The sequence below is a fragment of the Paludibacterium denitrificans genome, assembly GCF_009707705.1.
GTDB lineage: Bacteria > Pseudomonadota > Gammaproteobacteria > Burkholderiales > Chromobacteriaceae > Paludibacterium_A > Paludibacterium_A denitrificans.
The window spans coordinates 1,718,900-1,735,232 of record NZ_WLYX01000001.1 but is presented as its reverse complement, the minus strand read 5'-3'; the positions used below and the strand labels follow the sequence as shown (position 1 = coordinate 1,735,232).

Sequence of the window (16,333 nt, the reverse complement as noted above, 5' to 3'; positions counted from 1 at the left end):
TCAGGCCGGTACCGCCATGCCGCGCTGCACCGCCGGGCGCGCCGCGACGTCGTGATACCAGCGCTGCACCTGCGGGAAATCGGCCAGATCGATGTCTTGCCATTCATGGCGTGCCGCCCACGGAAACAGCGCAATGTCGGCAATGCTGTAATCGCCCGCCACAAAGCGCTGTTCGGCCAACTGTTGCTCCAGCACGCCATACAGCCGCCGCGCCTCGGCGCGGTAGCGCTGCTGGGCATACGGCAGCGGCTCCGGCGCAAAGCGCAGGAAATGATGCGCCTGCCCCAGCATCGGGCCAAATCCGCCCATCTGGAACATCAGCCACTGCAACACGGCATAGCGCGCAGCGCCGTCCGGCAACAACCGCCCGGTCTTTTCCGCCAGATAGATCAGGATGGCGCCGGATTCGAACAGTGCCAGCGGCTGGCCATCGGGCCCGTCGCTATCCACCAGTGCCGGAATCTTGTTATTGGGACTGATGGCCAGAAACGCCGGGGCAAACTGCTCGTTGCGGGTGATGTCCACCGGTTGCACCTGATACGGCAGCGCCAGTTCCTCCAGCATGATGGAAACCTTGCGGCCGTTGGGCGTACCCCGGTGTAGAGCGTGATCATGTGTATGTCTCCTTGTGGCAAATGATGCGGCCATCCGGCCGCCAAGGTTGGCCGAAAACGACCGAAGGCGTCTGCTACAATGCAGTCCGCTTTTTTCTATCTCAGGACAGGTTGATGAGCCACCCGCACGCCCACCAGGTCAAAACCTTTTTGCTCGACTTGCAAGACCGCATCTGCGCCGCGCTGGAGCGCGCCGATGGCCGTGCTCGCTTCGTAGAAGACAACTGGCAACGCACCAGTGGCGGTGGCGGGCGCACCCGCGTCCTCACCGCCGGTGGCGTGTTCGAACAGGCCGGAGTCAACTTCTCGCATGTCAGCGGCGATGCCCTGCCCGCCTCGGCCACCGCCCATCGCCCGGAACTGGCTGGCCGACGCTTCGAAGCCATGGGCGTTTCGCTGGTGATCCACCCGGAAAACCCGCATGTTCCCACCAGCCACGCCAACGTGCGCTTTTTCATCGCGGAAAAAGACGGGGCCGAACCGGTATGGTGGTTTGGCGGCGGCTTCGACCTGACACCGTTCTACCCGCACACCGAAGACGTGGTGCACTGGCACACGGTAGCGCGCGACCTGTGCGCACCGTTTGGCGCCAACGTCTACCCGGACTACAAAAAATGGTGCGACGAATATTTCTACCTCAAGCACCGCAATGAAGCGCGTGGCGTGGGCGGGCTGTTCTTCGACGACCTCAACGCACTGGGGCTTTGAGCGCAGTTTTGCGTTCATGCAGGCGGTGGGCAATGGCTATCTCGATGCCTACCTGCCGATCGTGGCGCGTCGCCGGGACACGCCGTGGACCGAGGCACAACGCCAGTTCCAGCTTTATCGCCGGGGCCGTTACGTGGAATTCAATCTGGTGTGGGACCGTGGCACGCTGTTTGGCCTGCAAAGCGGCGGCCGCACCGAATCCATCCTGATGTCGCTGCCGCCGCTGGTGCGCTGGGAATACGGCTACACACCGCAACCGGGCAGCGCTGAAGCGCGGCTGTATGAAGAATTTCTGCCCGCGCGCGACTGGGTATAACTAACCATGGTCTGTCGCACTTCGGCCAACCCTTAGCGCGACAGGTTCTCCAACAGCGCGGCGCCATAGCGCTCGTCCAGCGTCACCGGCGGCAGTCCTGCGGCGCTGAGGCGGTGATTGAGCAAGGCAAGCTTGCGCCGCCCGCGCTCAAAGGCATCGTTATCTGGTTCCTCCACCAGCGCCATGGCCAGTTCCACCGCTTCCTTGCGCGTTTCCAGCTCTGGCGGAATATAGTAGGCGTTTTTCAGAATGCGAAAAGCCATGCGCTGCTCGACCGGCACCAGCAGGTTTTCCTCCAGATCCAGCGGCTGACCGGCACAGGCCAGATGCTCGCCATCGCCACGTTCCACCGCCTCGTTGATGCGCTGCTCGCCAATCAGTTCCAGAATATCCATGCCTTGCGTCCTCCACACCACGACCTTGCCCAACGCTTTAATCATAGCGTGAACCGGCCTTGCGCTTGCCGCCGCGACAGACAAAAAAACACCGCTTCACAGCGAAGCGGTGCGGTCATCCCTCGTACAAGCGAGAGCAAACACTCGAGGATCAGAGTTAAATCGCCAGTTTGCTGATGGCATCCTTGGCTGCGTGGATGGCGGTGGCACGCTTGTCTTCGCCCATGTTCACCGCTTCGGCGCGGATGATTTCCACGTCGGTCACGCCAAGGAAACCCAGCACGGTGCGCAGGTAATCTTCCTGAAAGTCCATGACCTGAGCCTGTTCGGTGGAGTACACGCCGCCACGCGAGGAAGCGATCACGACCTTCTTGCCACCGGCCGTGCCAACCGGGCCGTTTTCGGTGTATTTGAAGGTGCGGTAAACGGCGGCAACACGGTCAATCCAGCTTTTCAGCTGCGACGGAATGGAGAAGTTGTACATCGGCGCACCGATCACCACCACATCGGCGGCCGGAATTCTTCGATCAGGCTGTTGCTCAGCGCGCTTTCACGGCGCTGGGTGTCGTTCCATTCGGCTTCCGGCGTGAAGTTGGCGCCAATGATTTCACCGGACAGGTGGGCGATCGGCTCGGCGGCCGGTCGTGGTAGGTCACGTTGACGTCGGCATGACGCTGGCGCACGGCTTCCACCAGTGCAGCCGTCAGCAAACGCGATACGGAGTTTTGGCCCAGAATGCTGGAATCAAGGTGCAGGAGTTTCATGGTGTTGGCTTTCGTGAGTGATGAGCAAGTGAAGCCATGGTAGTTTTTGTGCCCAATCATGACTAGACTGGCAAAAAAGGAAACATTGTTCCACCAATAGGACAATCCTCATGCCAGACCTCAACGACCTGCTCTACTTTGCCAAAGTGGTGGAACACGGCGGCTTCATGGCGGCCAGCCGCGTGCTGGGCATTCCCAAATCGCGGCTGTCGCGCCGCGTGGCCGAACTGGAAGAACGGCTGGGCGTACGCCTGCTGCAACGCACCACCCGGCGGCTGGCGCTCACCGACGTGGGCAACAGCTATTACGCCCATTGTCAGGCCATGTTGGCCGAAGCCGAAGCAGCCGAAGACGCCATCGCCCGCATCACCGCCGAACCGCGCGGTCTGGTGCGCGTCAGTTGCCCGGAACTGCTGGCCAATACCCTGCTCAGCCCGATTCTGCCGCGCTTCATGGCGGCGCATCCGCAGGTGCGCATCTGGCTGGAAGCCACCAACCGGCGCGTGGATCTGATCGAGGAAGGGATCGACGTGGCCATCCGCGTGCGCCATGTCATCGACGACAGCGCCAATCTGGTGGTGCGCCAGCTCGGCATCAGCCGGGTCATTCTGGTGGCCAGCCCGACGCTCTTGGGCAACGCGCCGCTGCCGCAACACCCCACCGAGCTGGGCACCCTGCCGGTACTGACCATGAGCCGGATGGGCGCGGCCACATCGCGCTGATGGACCCGGCTTAAGCCACACCTACACGGTGCAGGTGGACAGCCCGCGCTTGATGACCGATGACCTCACCGTGCTGCTGGATGCCGCGCTGGCTTAAGCATCGGCATGGCGGCGTTGCCGTTTCCGGTTTGCCAGCAAGCCATCGCGCAGGGCTGATCCGGCTGCTGCCGCAGTATGAAAGCCCGTGGGGCATTCTGCATGCGGCGTTTCTTACCCGGCGCGGGCTATCGCCAGCGGTACGGGCGTTTATCGATTTTCTGGTACAGGAACTGGTGCTTAAGCCGATCACCCGGCCTATTCGCAACCGGATATTCGGCCAACCTTGTCAGCCTGAACGGCGCCGCGTTGGCGTCAATCCGGCGACTGCGGAAACAGCGTCAGCGTCAGGGTGAGTTCGCCATCGCTGGCGCGTTCGGCGTTGACCGCTTGCAGACTCATGTCCGGTGGCAACAACAGACTCAGACCGTGGCCGATACCCACCTTGCACAGGCTGCGTTCCAGACGCCGCGCCATGCTGTGGGCAGGGAAGCGCGCCTGTTCATCCAGCGCAAAGCCGTAGGACTGGGCGGCGCTGTCAAACGCCTCGCCAACGGAAGCGGGCTCAACAAAGCGCTCGGCCACCGCCGACAGCTCATGCGCCGAGACCTCCTCATCGCGGCGGCACAACGCCAGAAACTCATCCTTGAAGCGGCCCTGCTGCACCGGGTCGGCGATGTCGCCGGACAACTGCTCCAGCACGCGCGTCATCATCTGGCTGCTGGACTGCACATCCGGCACGCGCCGGGCGTGCAGGAAATCCTCCAGCCAGAACTTGGCCTGCTGCCCCAGCCGGTCCACCGCGTACACGGTGCTGTCCTGTTCCAGAATCAGTGCGCCCTTGTCGATAAGGCGCGGATTGATGCCGGACACGTGCTGCAGGTCGAACACCGATTCCGATTCGATCACCTTGAGGAAATCATCGCGAATCTCGGCCTTGAACACCCCCAGTGCGCGCTGCGTGCTGTGCGCGTCACTCAGGCCGCTGAACAAAATCACCAGCACGTCGCCCGCGCTGATGTTGGGATGCTGCGAGCGGGCGTACAGATGGCGCGCCAGCCGCTGTGACAGCTCCAGAAAACCCAGCTCCCCGCGGAAAAACTGGCGCGAGTAGTGATACACCTCGTTCAGGTTGAGGTCGGTATCGTGAAAGAACTGAAACTTCTTCTTGTCCGACACGATGCCCTTGAGATAACCATCCAGAATCAGCGACGACACCTCGTCATTCACCACGGCGGTACGCTCGGACAACTGCAATCCCTCGTCCCGCGCCGGGTTGCCCACCCGATGCACCGCCAGACATTCCACCCGCGATTCGCCAATCAACATATCAACATCCTTCCCGCCCCAATACGGCCGCCCGGCAAACATTCAGGCCGGGCCGCACGGTTTACAGGGCGCTATTCTGACACAACTTGCACACCCCTCGCCCACGGCCAACGGCTGGCATTTTTGCGCCGGGTGCGCGATGCTTGGCTACCTCCCATCAGGAACACAGCCGTCATGAGCACACCTCCGTTTAACGGCCTGTCACAGGCCACGGTCGAACAACGTCAGCGCACGGAAGGCTGGAACGAACTGTCTGCCAGTGCGTCGCGCGGGCTCTGGGCGCTGCTGCTGGAGGTGCTGCGCGAACCGATGTTTCTGCTGTTGCTGGGCGCTAGCGGCATCTATCTGCTGATGGGCGACCCGGCCGAGGCGCTGCTGCTATTGGGCTTCGTCTGCATCATCATCGCCATCACGGTGTTGCAGGAGCGGCGCACCGAACAGGCGCTGGCGGCATTGCGCGATCTCTCCAGCCCGCGCGCGCTGGTCCTGCGGGATGGCGCGCCGCAGCGCATTCCCGGCCGTGAAGTGGTGCGCGAGGACATTCTGCTGCTGGTGGAGGGCGACCGCGTTCCCGCCGACGGCATCATTCTGGAAAGCCACGAGCTGGCCATCGACGAATCGCTGCTCACCGGCGAATCCATCGCGGTGAGCAAATTTGCCGCCAGCGACAACGACGCGGCCGACAACCACCGCGTCAGCACCGGTACGCTGGTGGTCAGCGGTCAGGGCGTGGTGCGCGTCACGGCCATCGGCGCGCACACCGCGCTCGGCCAGATCGGCCACTCGCTGGCCAGCGTGGAAATGGCCGATTCGCCGTTGCAACAGGAAATGGGCCACCTCACCCGCCAGATCACCGTCATTGGCCTCGCGTTGTGCCTGCTGGTCACCGGCCTGTACGTCTACAGCCGTGGCGACTGGCTGGCAGCGCTGCTGTCCGGCATTACCACGGCGATGAGCCTGCTGCCGCAGGAGTTTCCAGTCATCCTCATCGTGTTTCTGGCGCTGGGCGCGCGCCGCATCGCCCGCCAGCAGGTGCTGACACGGCGGCTGAACGTGATCGAAACGCTGGGGCAAACCACCGTGCTGTGCGTCGACAAGACCGGCACGCTGACGCAAAACCGCATGGAAATTGCTGCGCTGGTGGCCGGTGAGCAGCGTTTACAGATCAACACGCTGGACGAGGCGCGCCAGGACCTGCCGGAGCCTTATCACGAGTTGATGGAGTACGCGGTGCTGGCCAGCGAAATCGACCCGCACGACCCGATGGAACAGGCTTTCCACCGCTTCGCTTAAGCCAGTATCTGGCCAATACCGAACACCTGCACCCGGACTGGAGTCTGGTGTGGGAGTACGAACTGTCGCCTGAGCTGTTGGCCATGTCGCACGTCTGGGATGGCACGCCAGCGGCACACCGGGTGGTCGCGGCCAAAGGCGCGCCGGAAGCCATCGCCGACCTGTGCCACCTGAGCGCCGCCGACAGCGCGCGTGTCAGCCAGCAGGCAGAACAACTGGCCGACGACGGCCTGCGCGTGCTGGCGGTGGCCAAAGCGCGCTACAGCGGCGACAGCGCCCCCAGCCTGCAACACGATTTCGATTTTGAATGGGTCGGGCTGATCGGGTTGGCCGATCCGTTACGGCGCGAAGTGCCGCTGAGCGATTGACGAATGCCATCAGGCTGGCATCCGCACCGTGATGATTACCGGCGACCACCCGCGTACCGCCCGCGCCATCGCCCGCGCCGCCTCTGCCCCATCAGCACCTGCTGACCGGCGCCGAGCTGGGCGCCCTGCCCGCCGCAAGGTTGGCCGAAAAACTGCGCGAGGTAAGCATTTTTGCCCGCGTCACGCCGCAGCAGAAACTGGCGATTGTCGAAGCGATGAAGGCCAACGGCGAAGTGGTGGCCATGACCGGTGATGGCGTCAACGATGCCCCGGCGCTCAAGGCGGCGCATATCGGCATCGCCATGGGCAAGCGCGGCACCGACGTGGCACGCGAGGCCGCCTCGCTGGTCTTGCTCTCGGACGATTTCACCACCATCGTCGCCGCCATCCGCCGGGGCGGCGCATTTTCGCCAACCTGCGTCAGGCCATGATCTACACGCTGGCGGTGCACCTGCCCATCGTCGGGCTGTCCATCCTGCCATTGCTATTCGGCCTGCCGCTGGTGCTGGCCCCGATCCACATTGCCTTTCTCGAACTGGTCATCGACCCGGCCTGCTCCATCGTGTTCGAGGCCGAAGCCCCGGATCGCGTCATGCAACAACCGCCGCGGCGGCGCAGTGAACACCTGCTGTCCGGCGGCAACGTGCTGTTAAGCCTGCTGCAAGGGCTGATCACCACGCTGCTGGTGGGCATCGGTTATTTCGGCATGCTGGCGCAAGGGTTGGCCGAAGGCGAAGCGCGCGCGCTGGCGTTTGTGCTACTGATCGTCGCCAACGCCATCCTCATCGTCAGCTGCCGCTCCACGCGGGTCGGGCCGCTGGCCGGGCTGGCCGGGCTGTCGCGCACCGGCTGGACCATCCTGCTGGGCACCGGCGCCTTCCTGTTGCTGGTGACGCGCTGGCCGTGGCTGGCACAGCTGTTCCGTTTTCATGTGCCAAGCTGGCCGCACATGCTGCTGGCGCTGGCCAGCGGCGTGCTCTGCCTGCTGGCCTATGAAGGCGTGAAGTGGCTGGCGGGCCTACGCGCCGGGCGTCAGGCGTCGTAGCCAGCGCCAACGCAACAAGGCCGTTCCCGACAGGAACGGCCTTGTCCATTTACCACCAAACCTGTTGCCCGGCTCAGGCGTTGACCACTACCCGTGGGGCACCCTCGGCCAGATGGCCAATGACGCGCGCCGCGCCAAAACCGGCAGCGTGGAACTGAGCCAGCACCGCGTCGGCCTCGTCAGCGGCTGCCGACACCAGCAAGCCACCGCTGGTCTGCGCATCCACCATCATGCGACGCAGCCAGTCCGGCACGGCCTCGTCAAAGCTGACCTGTTCGCCATAGCTGGCCAGATTGCGGCCAATCGCCCCCGGGCCGATCCCCTGACGGGCAAATCCTTCGGCGGCACTGAGCAGCGGCACATCACCTGCTTGCAGGTGGGCGGTCAAGCCCGGCGCCGCGGCACACTTCCAGCAAGTGGCCGAGCAGGCCAAACCCGGTGACATCGGTAATGGCGTGCACACCGGGCAAGTCGGACAGGGTGCTGCCGACACGGTTGAGCTGGGTGGTGGTATCGATCAGCTGGCGATAACCGGCTTCGTCCAGCAGTCCGGCCTTCATGGCGCTGCCAAGAATCCCCACGCCCAGCGGTTTGCCCAGAATCAGCACATCGCCCGCCTGTGCCGCGCTGTTGCGCCGTACTTTGTCCGGGTGCACCAGCCCCAGCGCCACCAGACCATAAATCGGTTCCGGCGAGTCGATGGAGTGGCCACCAGCCAGCGGAATCCCGGCTTGCGCGCACACGCTGGCGCCACCGGCCATGATTTGCTGGATCGCTTCTACCGGCAGGGTGTTGATCGGCATGCCGACAATGGCCAGCGCCAGAATCGGCGTGCCGCCCATGGCATACACATCGGAGATGGCGTTGGTGGCGGCAATGCGGCCAAAGTCGTAAGGGTCATCGACAATCGGCATGAAAAAGTCAGTGGTCGCCACCAGCGCCTGCTGGTCATTCAACCGATACACGGCGGCATCGTCGGCGGTTTCCGTGCCCACCAGCAAATCGGGAAACAAGGCCGCTTGCGGCAGGGTTTTCAGCATCTGCGCCAGAATCGCCGGGGATATTTTGCAGCCGCATCCCCCACCGTGGGATAATTGCGTCAAACGAATCGGTTCCATGCTTGCTCCTTGCAGTTCCGGCAAAGTTACCATTATCACCCTCAGGTTGTCCGATGAAAAACCCTGCCGCGTCAACGATCGCCACGCTGGCTGATCTTGACCAGTTTTCCAGCATTATCGACGTGCGCACGCCGCTGGAATTTGCCGAAGACCACATCCCCGGTGCCATCAACGCTCCCGTGCTGAGTAACGAGGAACGGGTACTGGTCGGCACCATGTACAAACAGGTATCGCCGTTTGAAGCCACCAAGGTGGGGGCCGCGCTGGTAGCGAAAAACATCGCCCACCATCTGGAAACGCTGTTTGCCGACCAGCCCAAAGACTGGAAACCGCTGATTTACTGCTGGCGCGGCGGCAAGCGTTCCGGGTCGATGACCAGCTGGCTGCGGCTGATCGGCTGGAAAGCCTACCAGCTCGATGGCGGCTACAAGGCGTGGCGTCATCAGGTGCTGGCCGATCTGGACACCCTGCCCGGGCGCTACCGCTACTGCGTGATCAGCGGCCTGACCGGCAGCGGCAAAACGCGGCTGCTGCACGCTCTGGCTGCCAGCGGGGCACAGGTGCTGGACACGGAAGCGCTGGCCAATCACCGCGGCTCGCTGCTGGGTGCGGTGCCGGGCCAGCCGCAGCCCAGCCAGAAATGGTTTGATACGCAACTGGCACACCGGCTGGCGCAACTGGACCCGGCCCGCCCGGTGTTTGTCGAGTCGGAAAGCAAGCGCATCGGACTGGTTCATCTGCCCGCTGCCCTGATGGACGCCTTGCATGCCGCCGATGGCGTGCGCGTACAGGTGAATATGGATGAACGTGTTGCCTTCCTGTGCGAAGACTATGCCGAATTGCTGGAACAGCCACAGGCGTTCAAGGCGCAATTGACACGGCTGACCGAGCTGCTCGGCCGCCAGACCATCCAGCGCTGGCATCAGCTGATCGACCAGCAGGACAAGGCGACGCTGTTCCGCGAACTGATCGAGCAACACTACGACCCGGCCTATCGCCGCAGCAACGGCCAGCTCTACCCCGGGTTGGCCGAAGCCCCGGTGTTTACCTTCCATCCCAACGCCACCGACATGAATGGCGAAGTGCAGCGCCTGCTGCAACAGCTGATCGCCAACTAAACGCTGTTCGGCCAACCCCAAAAACACCATCGCCCCCGCACGGCCTGACCGTCGGGGGCGATGTTTTATCCAGCGTTAACCCGCAGGTTTAGCGCTTAAAACGTGCCGTCACTTCGGCCAGACGTTGGCCGAACAGCTTGGCCGTGGCCAGATCGCCATCTCGCGGCGCTTCGTCCGGCGACGCATCGGACGGCGACACGGCCAGCAGCCCGCCAAAACCGGCAGTCCAGTTGATGTCTGCCGGGCCATGGGCCTTGGTATTGGACGGCAACAGCCCGGTGCCCACCCAGATCTGGCCATGCTGCTGCGACAGGGTCCAGAAGTATTCGATGGTGGCAAACTTGTCGCCATTGACCGAGGCGGAGTTGGTGAAACCGGCGGCGATCTTGTCTTTCCGGGCTTGGGTAAACCAGGCCTTGGAGCTGGCATCGGCAAACTTCTTGAACTGCCGGGCCGGGCCACCCATGTAGGTGGGGCTGCCGTAAATGATGGCATCCGCCGCGCCGATTTCCTCCAGCGCGCCTTCCGGCAAATCACCGTTGGCATCAATCGGGTACAGCTTCACCTGCGTATCGGCCACGGCGGCCGCGCCTGCACGGCTTCCGCCTGTTTGGTGGTATGGCCATAGCCGCTGAAATACACGATAGCAATCGACGTCATGGTTTGCTCTCTTTCGGGTTGAAATCAAGATAGTGCCACGCGCGGCAGGTAAGCCCACGCCCGGTTTGGTATCAGCCATCTTTTGGTGTTAAAAAGATACTACGTATCCAACAGATACCTTTTTAGCAAAGCCTGCCGCAGGCGTAAAGAACGCACTCCAATGTCACCAAGTTACCCGCAGGAAACCACCATGCCCGAGCAGACCGCGCCGGATGCCAGTAAGCTGGCTCGGAACCCCTACTGCAAACAATGCCCCACGCGCTTTGTGCTCGACCGCATCGCCGACAAATGGACCGTGCTGATTCTGGGAATACTGACCGAGCAGCCGATGCGCTTTAATGCGCTGCTGCGCCGTATCGAAGGGCTATCGCAAAAAGTCCTGTCACAAACCCTGAAACGGCTGGAACGTGATGGACTCATCACCCGCACCGTCTTGGCCAGCACGCCGATTTCCGTCGAGTATGCGATGACGCCGTTGGGGCAAACGTTGGCCGAAACCCTCAATACGCTGACCGACTGGGCGGAACAACATATCGAAGCCGTATTGCAAGCGCAGCAGCGCTACGACGGGCAATAACCGCGTCTGACGGCGGGGCTACTCGCAACGCATCACGCGCCGGAGCCGTCTGCTGGACATCATTTCAATAAAACTTGTATAGTTGAAATATGGAAAAGCAAAGCGCCACGCAAATTTTTGAATCGCTGTCCTCGCCCATCCGGCTGGACATCTATCGCCTGCTGGTCAAATGCGGGCTGGAAGGCATGGTCGCCGGACAGATCGCCAGCACCTGGCGCTACCGGCCAATAACCTGTCGTTCCATCTCAAAGGCATGCTGCATGCCGGGCTGATCACCGTCCAGCAGGAAGGCCGCTTCCAGCGCTACCGCGCCAACCTGAGCCTGATGCTGGAGCTGATCGCCTACCTGACCGAGGAATGCTGCGCCGGACACCCCGAGCACTGTGCCGAGCTACGCGCCGCCTCCTGCTGTGCCCCGGCACTACTGCCACCGCTGCCATCCACCACCGAGGGCTGAACGCATGAACATCCTTTTTTGTGTACCGGTAACTCGTGCCGCTCCATTCTGGCCGAAGCCACCTTCAACCACCCGGCACCGGCCAATTGGCACGCCATGAGCGGTCAGCAGCCAGCAGCGGGCTACGTACATCCGCGCTCGCTGGCACTGCTGGCGCGCGAAGGCATCGCCACCACCGGCTATCACAGCAAATCGTGGGACAACCTGTAAGCCACGCCGGATATCGTCATCACCGTGTGCGCCAACGCGGTAAGCGAAACCTGCCCGGCCTATCTGGGCCGGTACTGCGCAGCCACTGGGGCGTGGATGACCCGGCACACGCCAGCGGCAGCGATGAACAAATCGATGCGGCCTTCCTGAGTGCCTACCGCACCCTGCGTGCGCGCATCGAAGCGTTTCTGGCCTTGCCGCTGGATACGCTGCAACATGATAAGGCCGCCCTGAAAGCGGCCATGGACCAGATTGCCACTCTTACCGCCTAAAGGAATCCTGCCATGACAACGATTCAGGTTTTTGACCCGGCACTATGCTGCAGCAGCGGCGTCTGCGGTACCGAGGTGGACCAGGGCGTTGGTCACCTTTGCCGCCGATGTCGCCCTGGGCCACCCAACACGGCGCGCAGATCGAACGCTTCAATCTGGCGCAGCAGCCATTGGTCTTTGCCGAGCAGCCCGTGGTCAAGGCATTTCTCGAGCGCAGCGGGCCGGACGCCCTGCCGTTGATTCTGCTGGACGGTGCCGTGGCGCTGGCTTAAGCCGCTATCCGCGTCGGGCCGAATTGGCGCGCTGGTAGGCAATCAGCCAGTTTGCCGTGACGGAAAAACCCGCCGAGGGCGGATGTTGTTCTGGTAGTCATTGCTGCTAACCCCAACCGGGAGCCTCGCTCATGCTGCACTTTCTCGACCGCCCACCACGCTTTCTGTTCTTCACCGGCAAAGGTGGCGTCGGCAAAACCTCGATTGCCTGCGCCACCGCCATCCAGTTGGCCGAAGCCAACGCGTGCTGCTGGTCAGTACCGACCCGGCCTCCAATGTAGGACAGGTATTTGGCATCCGCATCGGCAATCAGATCACCGCCATCCCGGCCGTCGAGCATCTGGCCGCGCTGGAAATCGACCCGCAGGCGGCGGCACAAGCCTATCGCGACCGCATCGTCGGGCCGGTGCGCGGCGTATTGCCGGAAACCGTGGTCAAGGGTATCGAGGAACAGTTGTCTGGTGCCTGCACCACGGAAATTGCCGCGTTTGACGAGTTCACTGCCTTGCTGACCGACTCGGCGCTGACTCGCGAGTACGACCACATCATTTTCGATACGGCCCCCACCGGGCACACCATCCGCTTGCTGCAATTGCCCGGCGCGTGGAGTGGTTTTCTGGAAGAAGGCAAAGGCGATGCGTCCTGCTTGGGCCCGCTCGCAGCACTGGAAAAACAGCGCAGCCAATACAAGGCGGCGGTCGAATCGTTGGCCGACCCACAGCGCACGCGGCTGATTCTGGTAGCGCGCGCCCAAGCGGCCACGCTGCGTGAAGTGGCCCGCACCCACGAGGAACTGGCCGCCATTGGCCTGTCGCAGCAATATCTGATCATCAATGGCGTGCTGCCCGCCGAAGAAGCCGGGCAGGATGCACTGGCCGCCGCCATCGCCGCGCGCGAGCAAGCCGCGTTGGCCGACATTCCCGCAGCCCTCCAACCACTCCCCTGTGACCAGTTGGCACTCAAGGCCTTCAATCTGGTCGGACTGGACGCGCTGCGGCAGTTGTTGAACGACAGCACCGCCAGCGATGCCGACCCGGCGGACGAGCCAGCGGCGCTGCACGTCCCCAGCCTGTCGGCGCTGGTGGATGACATCGCGGCAGACGGCCACGGGCTGGTGATGCTGATGGGCAAAGGCGGCGTGGGCAAAACTACCATGGCCGCCGCGGTGGCAGTGGAACTGGCTCACCGCGGCCTGCCGGTGCACCTCACCACCTCCGATCCGGCTGCGCACCTGACGGAAACGCTGAATGGTTCGCTCGCCAACCTGACCGTCAGCCGCATCGATCCGCATGCGGAAACCGAGCGTTACCGCCAGCATGTGCTCGCCACCAAGGGCGCGGCACTCGATGACCAGGGCCGCGCGCTGCTGGAGGAGGACCTGCGTTCGCCCTGCACCGAGGAAATCGCCGTATTTCAGGCCTTCTCACGCGTGATCCGCGAAGCTCAAAAAGAAGTTTGTGGTCATGGATACCGCTCCCACCGGCCATACCCTGCTGCTGCTCGATGCCACCGGCGCCTATCACCGCGAGATCACGCGCCAGATGGGGGCCAGCAACGTGCACTACGTTACGCCGATGATGCAGTTGCAGGACCCGAAACAGACCAAGGTGCTGCTGGTTACGTTGGCCGAAACCACGCCGGTGCTGGAAGCCGCCAATTTGCAGGCCGATCTGCGCCGCGCCTAAGATCGAGCCATGGGCACGGGTCATCAACAATAGCGTGGCCGCCACCACCGTGCACTCGCCGTTGCTGCGCCGCCGGGCGCGCAACGAACGCAAGGAAATCGAGGCAGTGGCCAGCCAGCATGCCCAGCGCTACGCAGTGGTACCGTTGCTGCGCGAAGAGCCTGTCGGCGTGGAGCGCCTGCGCCAGCTGGTAAGCGGCGATCAGGCATGATGGCCATACAGCCATAGCGCCCGCAACGGCGGTGGCGGCCTCGCTGCCACCGCATGTTCCACCCATCTGCCGCGCCATGGCTTACCGCCTCCCACTAACTCTCAGGAAACCGCTTATTCATGTCTGCCCAATGTGAAGTCACCGCCAAACGGGCCGCCAGCGCCTCGATGAGCTTCTTCGAACGCTATCTGAGTGCACGGGTGGCAATCTGCATCGTCGCCGGGATTGCCCCGGGGCAATGGCTGCCGCAATTATTTCAAGCCATCGGCCAACTGGAAGTGGCCAAGGTGAACCTGCCGGTTGGCCTGCTGATCTGGGTAATGATCATTCCGATGCTGGTGAAGGTGGATTTCTCCGCCCTGCATGAGGTACGCCAACACCTGCGCGGCATCGGCGTGACCCTGTTCGTCAACTGGCTGGTCAAACCCTTTTCCATGGCCTTGCTGGGCTGGCTGTTCATCCGCCATCTGTTTGCCCCGCTGCTGCCTGCGGCACAACTGGACAGCTACATCGCCGGGCTGATTCTTCTGGCAGCTGCGCCCTGCACCGCCATGGTGTTTGTCTGGAGCCGTCTGACTGGCGGCGATCCGCTGTTTACCCTGTCGCAGGTGGCACTCAACGACGGCATCATGGTGGTGGCTTTCGCCCCGCTGGTGGGCCTGCTGCTCGGCATTTCCGCAATCAGCGTGCCGTGGGCCACGCTGGTGACGTCGGTCGTGCTGTATATCATCATCCCGGTGCTGCTGGCCCAGCTCTGGCGCCGCGCCCTGCTGGCCAAGGGCCGGGCGACGTTTGACGCCGCCATGGCCAGAATCGGCCCGTGGTCGATCAGCGCGCTACTCGCCACACTGGTGTTGCTGTTTGCCTTTCAGGGCCAAGCCATCCTGCAGCAACCGCTGGTCATCGCCTTGCTTGCCGTGCCGATTCTGATCCAAGTGCTGTTCAACTCGGCGCTGGCCTATGGTCTGAACCGGGCGCTGGGCGAGAAACACAATGTTGCCTGCCCTTCGGCCTTGATCGGCGCTTCCAACTTCTTTGAATTGGCTGTCGCCGCGGCCATCAGCCTGTTTGGTTTCCAGTCCGGCGCGGCATTGGCTACGGTAGTGGGCGTGCTGATCGAAGTGCCGGTGATGTTGCTGGTGGTACGCCTCGTCAATGCCAGCAAACCGTGGTACGAACGCGCCTGAGCACAGGCCGTAGCCGTACACATGACAAGAGGCCCGGACGGGCCTCTTTTTCATCGGTGCAAACCATACGCTGGCGCTTTACACCCAAAGCACCACCAGCGAGGCCAGCAGGCAATAGCCGCCAAACAGGTGCCAGCGGCCCTGCTCCAGCCAGCGGGACAACCAGCGCAAGGCAAGCAGCCCGGCGACAAAACTCAATACCATGCCGATCAGGCCGGGAGTCAACAGATGAACCAGCTCGCCAGCGTGCATCGGCGTGCTGGCCGCTTGTGCCTTGTATAGCCGCCAGACTTCCTTGACGATCACCGCCGGAGTCAGCACCACGGCCAGCGCAAAGCTGAATTCTTCGGCATTGCGGCGCGAAACCCCTAATGCCAGCCCGGTGGAAATGGTCGCGCCGGAACGGGAAAAGCCGCGAAACGGCAGGCACAGCCCCTGCACCGCGCCAATCCACAGCGCACTTTTGGCCGCGACATCGTGGCCATCCGGCTTCAGCCGCGAAGACACGATAATCAGCACACCCGCCGCCGCCAGCGCCGCCGCCATCAGCCTGGAATTGCCAAACAGCTGTTCAATTTCAAACGAGGACGCATTACCCATCACCACATGTTTGATGACCTGCATCAGCGACAGCCCCACCACGCCGGTCACGGCGGTGGCCATCACCACATAGCGCGCATTGCGCCGGAACGCCTGCGTCGACGCGAAGTAGGTTTTACGCCACGACGCCCAGAAATAGGCAATCACGGCAAACATGGTGCCGGTATGCAGCATCACCAGCAGCAAGGTCATTTGCGGGGAGGTGGGGTCAAGGCCCATCAATTTTTCGGCCACGATGACATGGGCGGAGCTGGAAACCGGCAGCAGCTCGGCTACGCCTTGGACAATCGCCAAGACCAGAATTTGCAAGAAGTCCATACAGGTTCGTCAGGTAAGAGTTAAATCGTTCAGCGGTATCGGCACAGCGCCACGGCTT

The 16,333-nt window shown here is 62.8% G+C and carries 24 protein-coding genes and 2 pseudogenes; 17 read left to right on the top strand and 9 right to left on the bottom strand.

Annotated elements, in window-relative coordinates; all coding sequences use genetic code 11:
- On the bottom strand, nt 1–564 hold the full coding sequence (locus tag GKE73_RS11450) for a glutathione S-transferase family protein (protein WP_230370118.1): 564 nt from the start codon (nt 562–564) through the stop codon (nt 1–3).
- Nucleotides 565–728: 164 nt separating this feature from the next.
- On the opposite strand from GKE73_RS11450, the pseudogene hemF reads away from it, so the two are divergent.
- A pseudogene (gene hemF, locus GKE73_RS11445) lies at nt 729–1,638 on the top strand (oxygen-dependent coproporphyrinogen oxidase).
- Between the two features lie 32 nt (nt 1,639–1,670).
- Here the strand turns inward: hemF and GKE73_RS11440 are convergent.
- The 3 genes from GKE73_RS11440 to GKE73_RS23395 form a co-directional block, all read right to left on the bottom strand.
- Nucleotides 1,671–2,078: a DnaJ family domain-containing protein gene (locus GKE73_RS11440; protein WP_230370117.1), complete on the bottom strand. Its 408-nt coding sequence runs from the start codon at nt 2,076–2,078 to the stop codon at nt 1,671–1,673.
- Between the two features lie 112 nt (nt 2,079–2,190).
- Nucleotides 2,191–2,538: an FMN-dependent NADH-azoreductase gene (locus tag GKE73_RS23400; RefSeq protein WP_312854433.1), complete on the bottom strand. Its 348-nt coding sequence runs from the start codon at nt 2,536–2,538 to the stop codon at nt 2,191–2,193.
- Nucleotides 2,539–2,572: 34 nt separating this feature from the next.
- Entirely contained in the window at nt 2,573–2,797 is a 225-nt protein-coding gene (locus GKE73_RS23395) for a hypothetical protein (RefSeq protein ID WP_280954895.1), read from the bottom strand.
- Between the two features lie 110 nt (nt 2,798–2,907).
- Here GKE73_RS23395 and GKE73_RS11430 point away from each other — a divergent pair, with 110 nt between their 5' ends.
- Nucleotides 2,908–3,519 carry a LysR family transcriptional regulator gene (locus GKE73_RS11430; RefSeq protein WP_230370116.1) on the top strand — a complete coding sequence of 204 codons (612 nt, stop codon included), beginning with the start codon at nt 2,908–2,910 and terminating at the stop codon, nt 3,517–3,519.
- Between the two features lie 59 nt (nt 3,520–3,578).
- Nucleotides 3,579–3,911: a type 2 periplasmic-binding domain-containing protein gene (locus GKE73_RS11425; RefSeq protein ID WP_230370115.1), complete on the top strand. Its 333-nt coding sequence runs from the start codon at nt 3,579–3,581 to the stop codon at nt 3,909–3,911.
- Here the strand turns inward: GKE73_RS11425 and GKE73_RS11420 are convergent.
- Nucleotides 3,871–4,884: a nucleoid-associated protein gene (locus tag GKE73_RS11420; protein ID WP_230370114.1), complete on the bottom strand. Its 1,014-nt coding sequence runs from the start codon at nt 4,882–4,884 to the stop codon at nt 3,871–3,873. The two genes, GKE73_RS11425 and GKE73_RS11420, sit on opposite strands and share 41 nt — an antisense overlap.
- Nucleotides 4,885–5,058: 174 nt before the next feature.
- On the opposite strand from GKE73_RS11420, the gene GKE73_RS11415 reads away from it, so the two are divergent.
- The 4 genes from GKE73_RS11415 (at nt 5,059) to GKE73_RS11400 (ending at nt 7,590) form a co-directional block, all read left to right on the top strand.
- A complete protein-coding gene (locus GKE73_RS11415; protein WP_230370113.1) occupies nt 5,059–6,177 on the top strand; it encodes an HAD-IC family P-type ATPase in 1,119 nt (372 codons plus the stop codon).
- A gap of 47 nt (nt 6,178–6,224) precedes the next feature.
- Nucleotides 6,225–6,545 (top strand): hypothetical protein, encoded by a 321-nt coding sequence (locus tag GKE73_RS11410; RefSeq protein WP_230370112.1) that lies wholly within the window; start codon nt 6,225–6,227, stop codon nt 6,543–6,545.
- Nucleotides 6,546–6,685: 140 nt separating this feature from the next.
- On the top strand, nt 6,686–6,976 hold the full coding sequence (locus tag GKE73_RS11405) for an HAD-IC family P-type ATPase (RefSeq protein WP_230370111.1): 291 nt from the start codon (nt 6,686–6,688) through the stop codon (nt 6,974–6,976).
- Nucleotides 6,973–7,590, top strand: coding sequence for a cation transporting ATPase C-terminal domain-containing protein (locus GKE73_RS11400; RefSeq protein WP_230370110.1), 618 nt, complete (start codon nt 6,973–6,975; stop codon nt 7,588–7,590). The genes GKE73_RS11405 and GKE73_RS11400 overlap by 4 nt, the downstream gene beginning before the upstream one ends.
- A 73-nt stretch (nt 7,591–7,663) precedes the next feature.
- Here GKE73_RS11400 and GKE73_RS23390 read toward each other — a convergent pair whose 3' ends face one another.
- Together GKE73_RS23390 and selD are read right to left on the bottom strand one after the other, a co-directional pair.
- On the bottom strand, nt 7,664–7,951 hold the full coding sequence (locus GKE73_RS23390) for an AIR synthase-related protein (protein WP_312854432.1): 288 nt from the start codon (nt 7,949–7,951) through the stop codon (nt 7,664–7,666).
- A 1-nt stretch (nt 7,952) separates the two neighbouring features.
- The gene (selD, locus tag GKE73_RS11395) at nt 7,953–8,708 is read right to left on the bottom strand and encodes a selenide, water dikinase SelD (RefSeq protein WP_280954894.1); all 756 of its coding nucleotides are present in this window, start codon (nt 8,706–8,708) and stop codon (nt 7,953–7,955) included.
- Between the two features lie 53 nt (nt 8,709–8,761).
- Here selD and mnmH point away from each other — a divergent pair, with 53 nt between their 5' ends.
- On the top strand, nt 8,762–9,826 hold the full coding sequence (mnmH, locus tag GKE73_RS11390) for a tRNA 2-selenouridine(34) synthase MnmH (RefSeq protein ID WP_230370109.1): 1,065 nt from the start codon (nt 8,762–8,764) through the stop codon (nt 9,824–9,826).
- 88 nt (nt 9,827–9,914) lie between these two features.
- Here mnmH and GKE73_RS11385 read toward each other — a convergent pair whose 3' ends face one another.
- Nucleotides 9,915–10,406, bottom strand: a complete 492-nt coding sequence (locus GKE73_RS11385) for a flavodoxin family protein (protein WP_230370108.1) — start codon at nt 10,404–10,406, stop codon at nt 9,915–9,917.
- A 270-nt stretch (nt 10,407–10,676) separates the two neighbouring features.
- On the opposite strand from GKE73_RS11385, the gene GKE73_RS11380 reads away from it, so the two are divergent.
- The 9 genes and pseudogenes from GKE73_RS11380 (at nt 10,677) to arsB (ending at nt 15,357) form a co-directional block, all read left to right on the top strand.
- Nucleotides 10,677–11,063: a winged helix-turn-helix transcriptional regulator gene (locus GKE73_RS11380; protein WP_230370107.1), complete on the top strand. Its 387-nt coding sequence runs from the start codon at nt 10,677–10,679 to the stop codon at nt 11,061–11,063.
- An 89-nt stretch (nt 11,064–11,152) separates the two neighbouring features.
- The gene (locus GKE73_RS11375) at nt 11,153–11,335 is read left to right on the top strand and encodes a helix-turn-helix domain-containing protein (RefSeq protein WP_230370106.1); all 183 of its coding nucleotides are present in this window, start codon (nt 11,153–11,155) and stop codon (nt 11,333–11,335) included.
- The gene (locus tag GKE73_RS11370; protein ID WP_230370105.1) at nt 11,317–11,520 is read left to right on the top strand and encodes an ArsR/SmtB family transcription factor; all 204 of its coding nucleotides are present in this window, start codon (nt 11,317–11,319) and stop codon (nt 11,518–11,520) included. Before GKE73_RS11375 ends, GKE73_RS11370 begins: the two co-directional genes overlap by 19 nt.
- Nucleotides 11,521–11,538: 18 nt before the next feature.
- Nucleotides 11,539–11,730: an arsenate reductase/protein-tyrosine-phosphatase family protein gene (locus GKE73_RS25785; RefSeq protein ID WP_376767342.1), complete on the top strand. Its 192-nt coding sequence runs from the start codon at nt 11,539–11,541 to the stop codon at nt 11,728–11,730.
- The gene (locus GKE73_RS25780; protein WP_376767341.1) at nt 11,715–12,002 is read left to right on the top strand and encodes a low molecular weight phosphatase family protein; all 288 of its coding nucleotides are present in this window, start codon (nt 11,715–11,717) and stop codon (nt 12,000–12,002) included. The genes GKE73_RS25785 and GKE73_RS25780 overlap by 16 nt, the downstream gene beginning before the upstream one ends.
- Before the next feature lie 107 nt (nt 12,003–12,109).
- On the top strand, nt 12,110–12,274 hold the full coding sequence (locus GKE73_RS26565; protein ID WP_446686330.1) for an arsenic metallochaperone ArsD family protein: 165 nt from the start codon (nt 12,110–12,112) through the stop codon (nt 12,272–12,274).
- 131 nt (nt 12,275–12,405) lie between these two features.
- Nucleotides 12,406–13,220: pseudogene (locus GKE73_RS26560) on the top strand (TRC40/GET3/ArsA family transport-energizing ATPase); the annotation flags it as partial.
- A 171-nt stretch (nt 13,221–13,391) separates the two neighbouring features.
- Nucleotides 13,392–14,153 (top strand): ArsA-related P-loop ATPase, encoded by a 762-nt coding sequence (locus tag GKE73_RS26555; RefSeq protein WP_446686350.1) that lies wholly within the window; start codon nt 13,392–13,394, stop codon nt 14,151–14,153.
- A gap of 136 nt (nt 14,154–14,289) precedes the next feature.
- Nucleotides 14,290–15,357 (top strand): ACR3 family arsenite efflux transporter, encoded by a 1,068-nt coding sequence (arsB, locus tag GKE73_RS11350; protein ID WP_230370104.1) that lies wholly within the window; start codon nt 14,290–14,292, stop codon nt 15,355–15,357.
- 78 nt (nt 15,358–15,435) lie between these two features.
- On the opposite strand, the gene GKE73_RS11345 is transcribed toward arsB, so the two are convergent.
- Entirely contained in the window at nt 15,436–16,275 is an 840-nt protein-coding gene (locus GKE73_RS11345; RefSeq protein WP_230370103.1) for an undecaprenyl-diphosphate phosphatase, read from the bottom strand.
- Between the last annotated feature and the right edge of the window lie 58 nt (nt 16,276–16,333).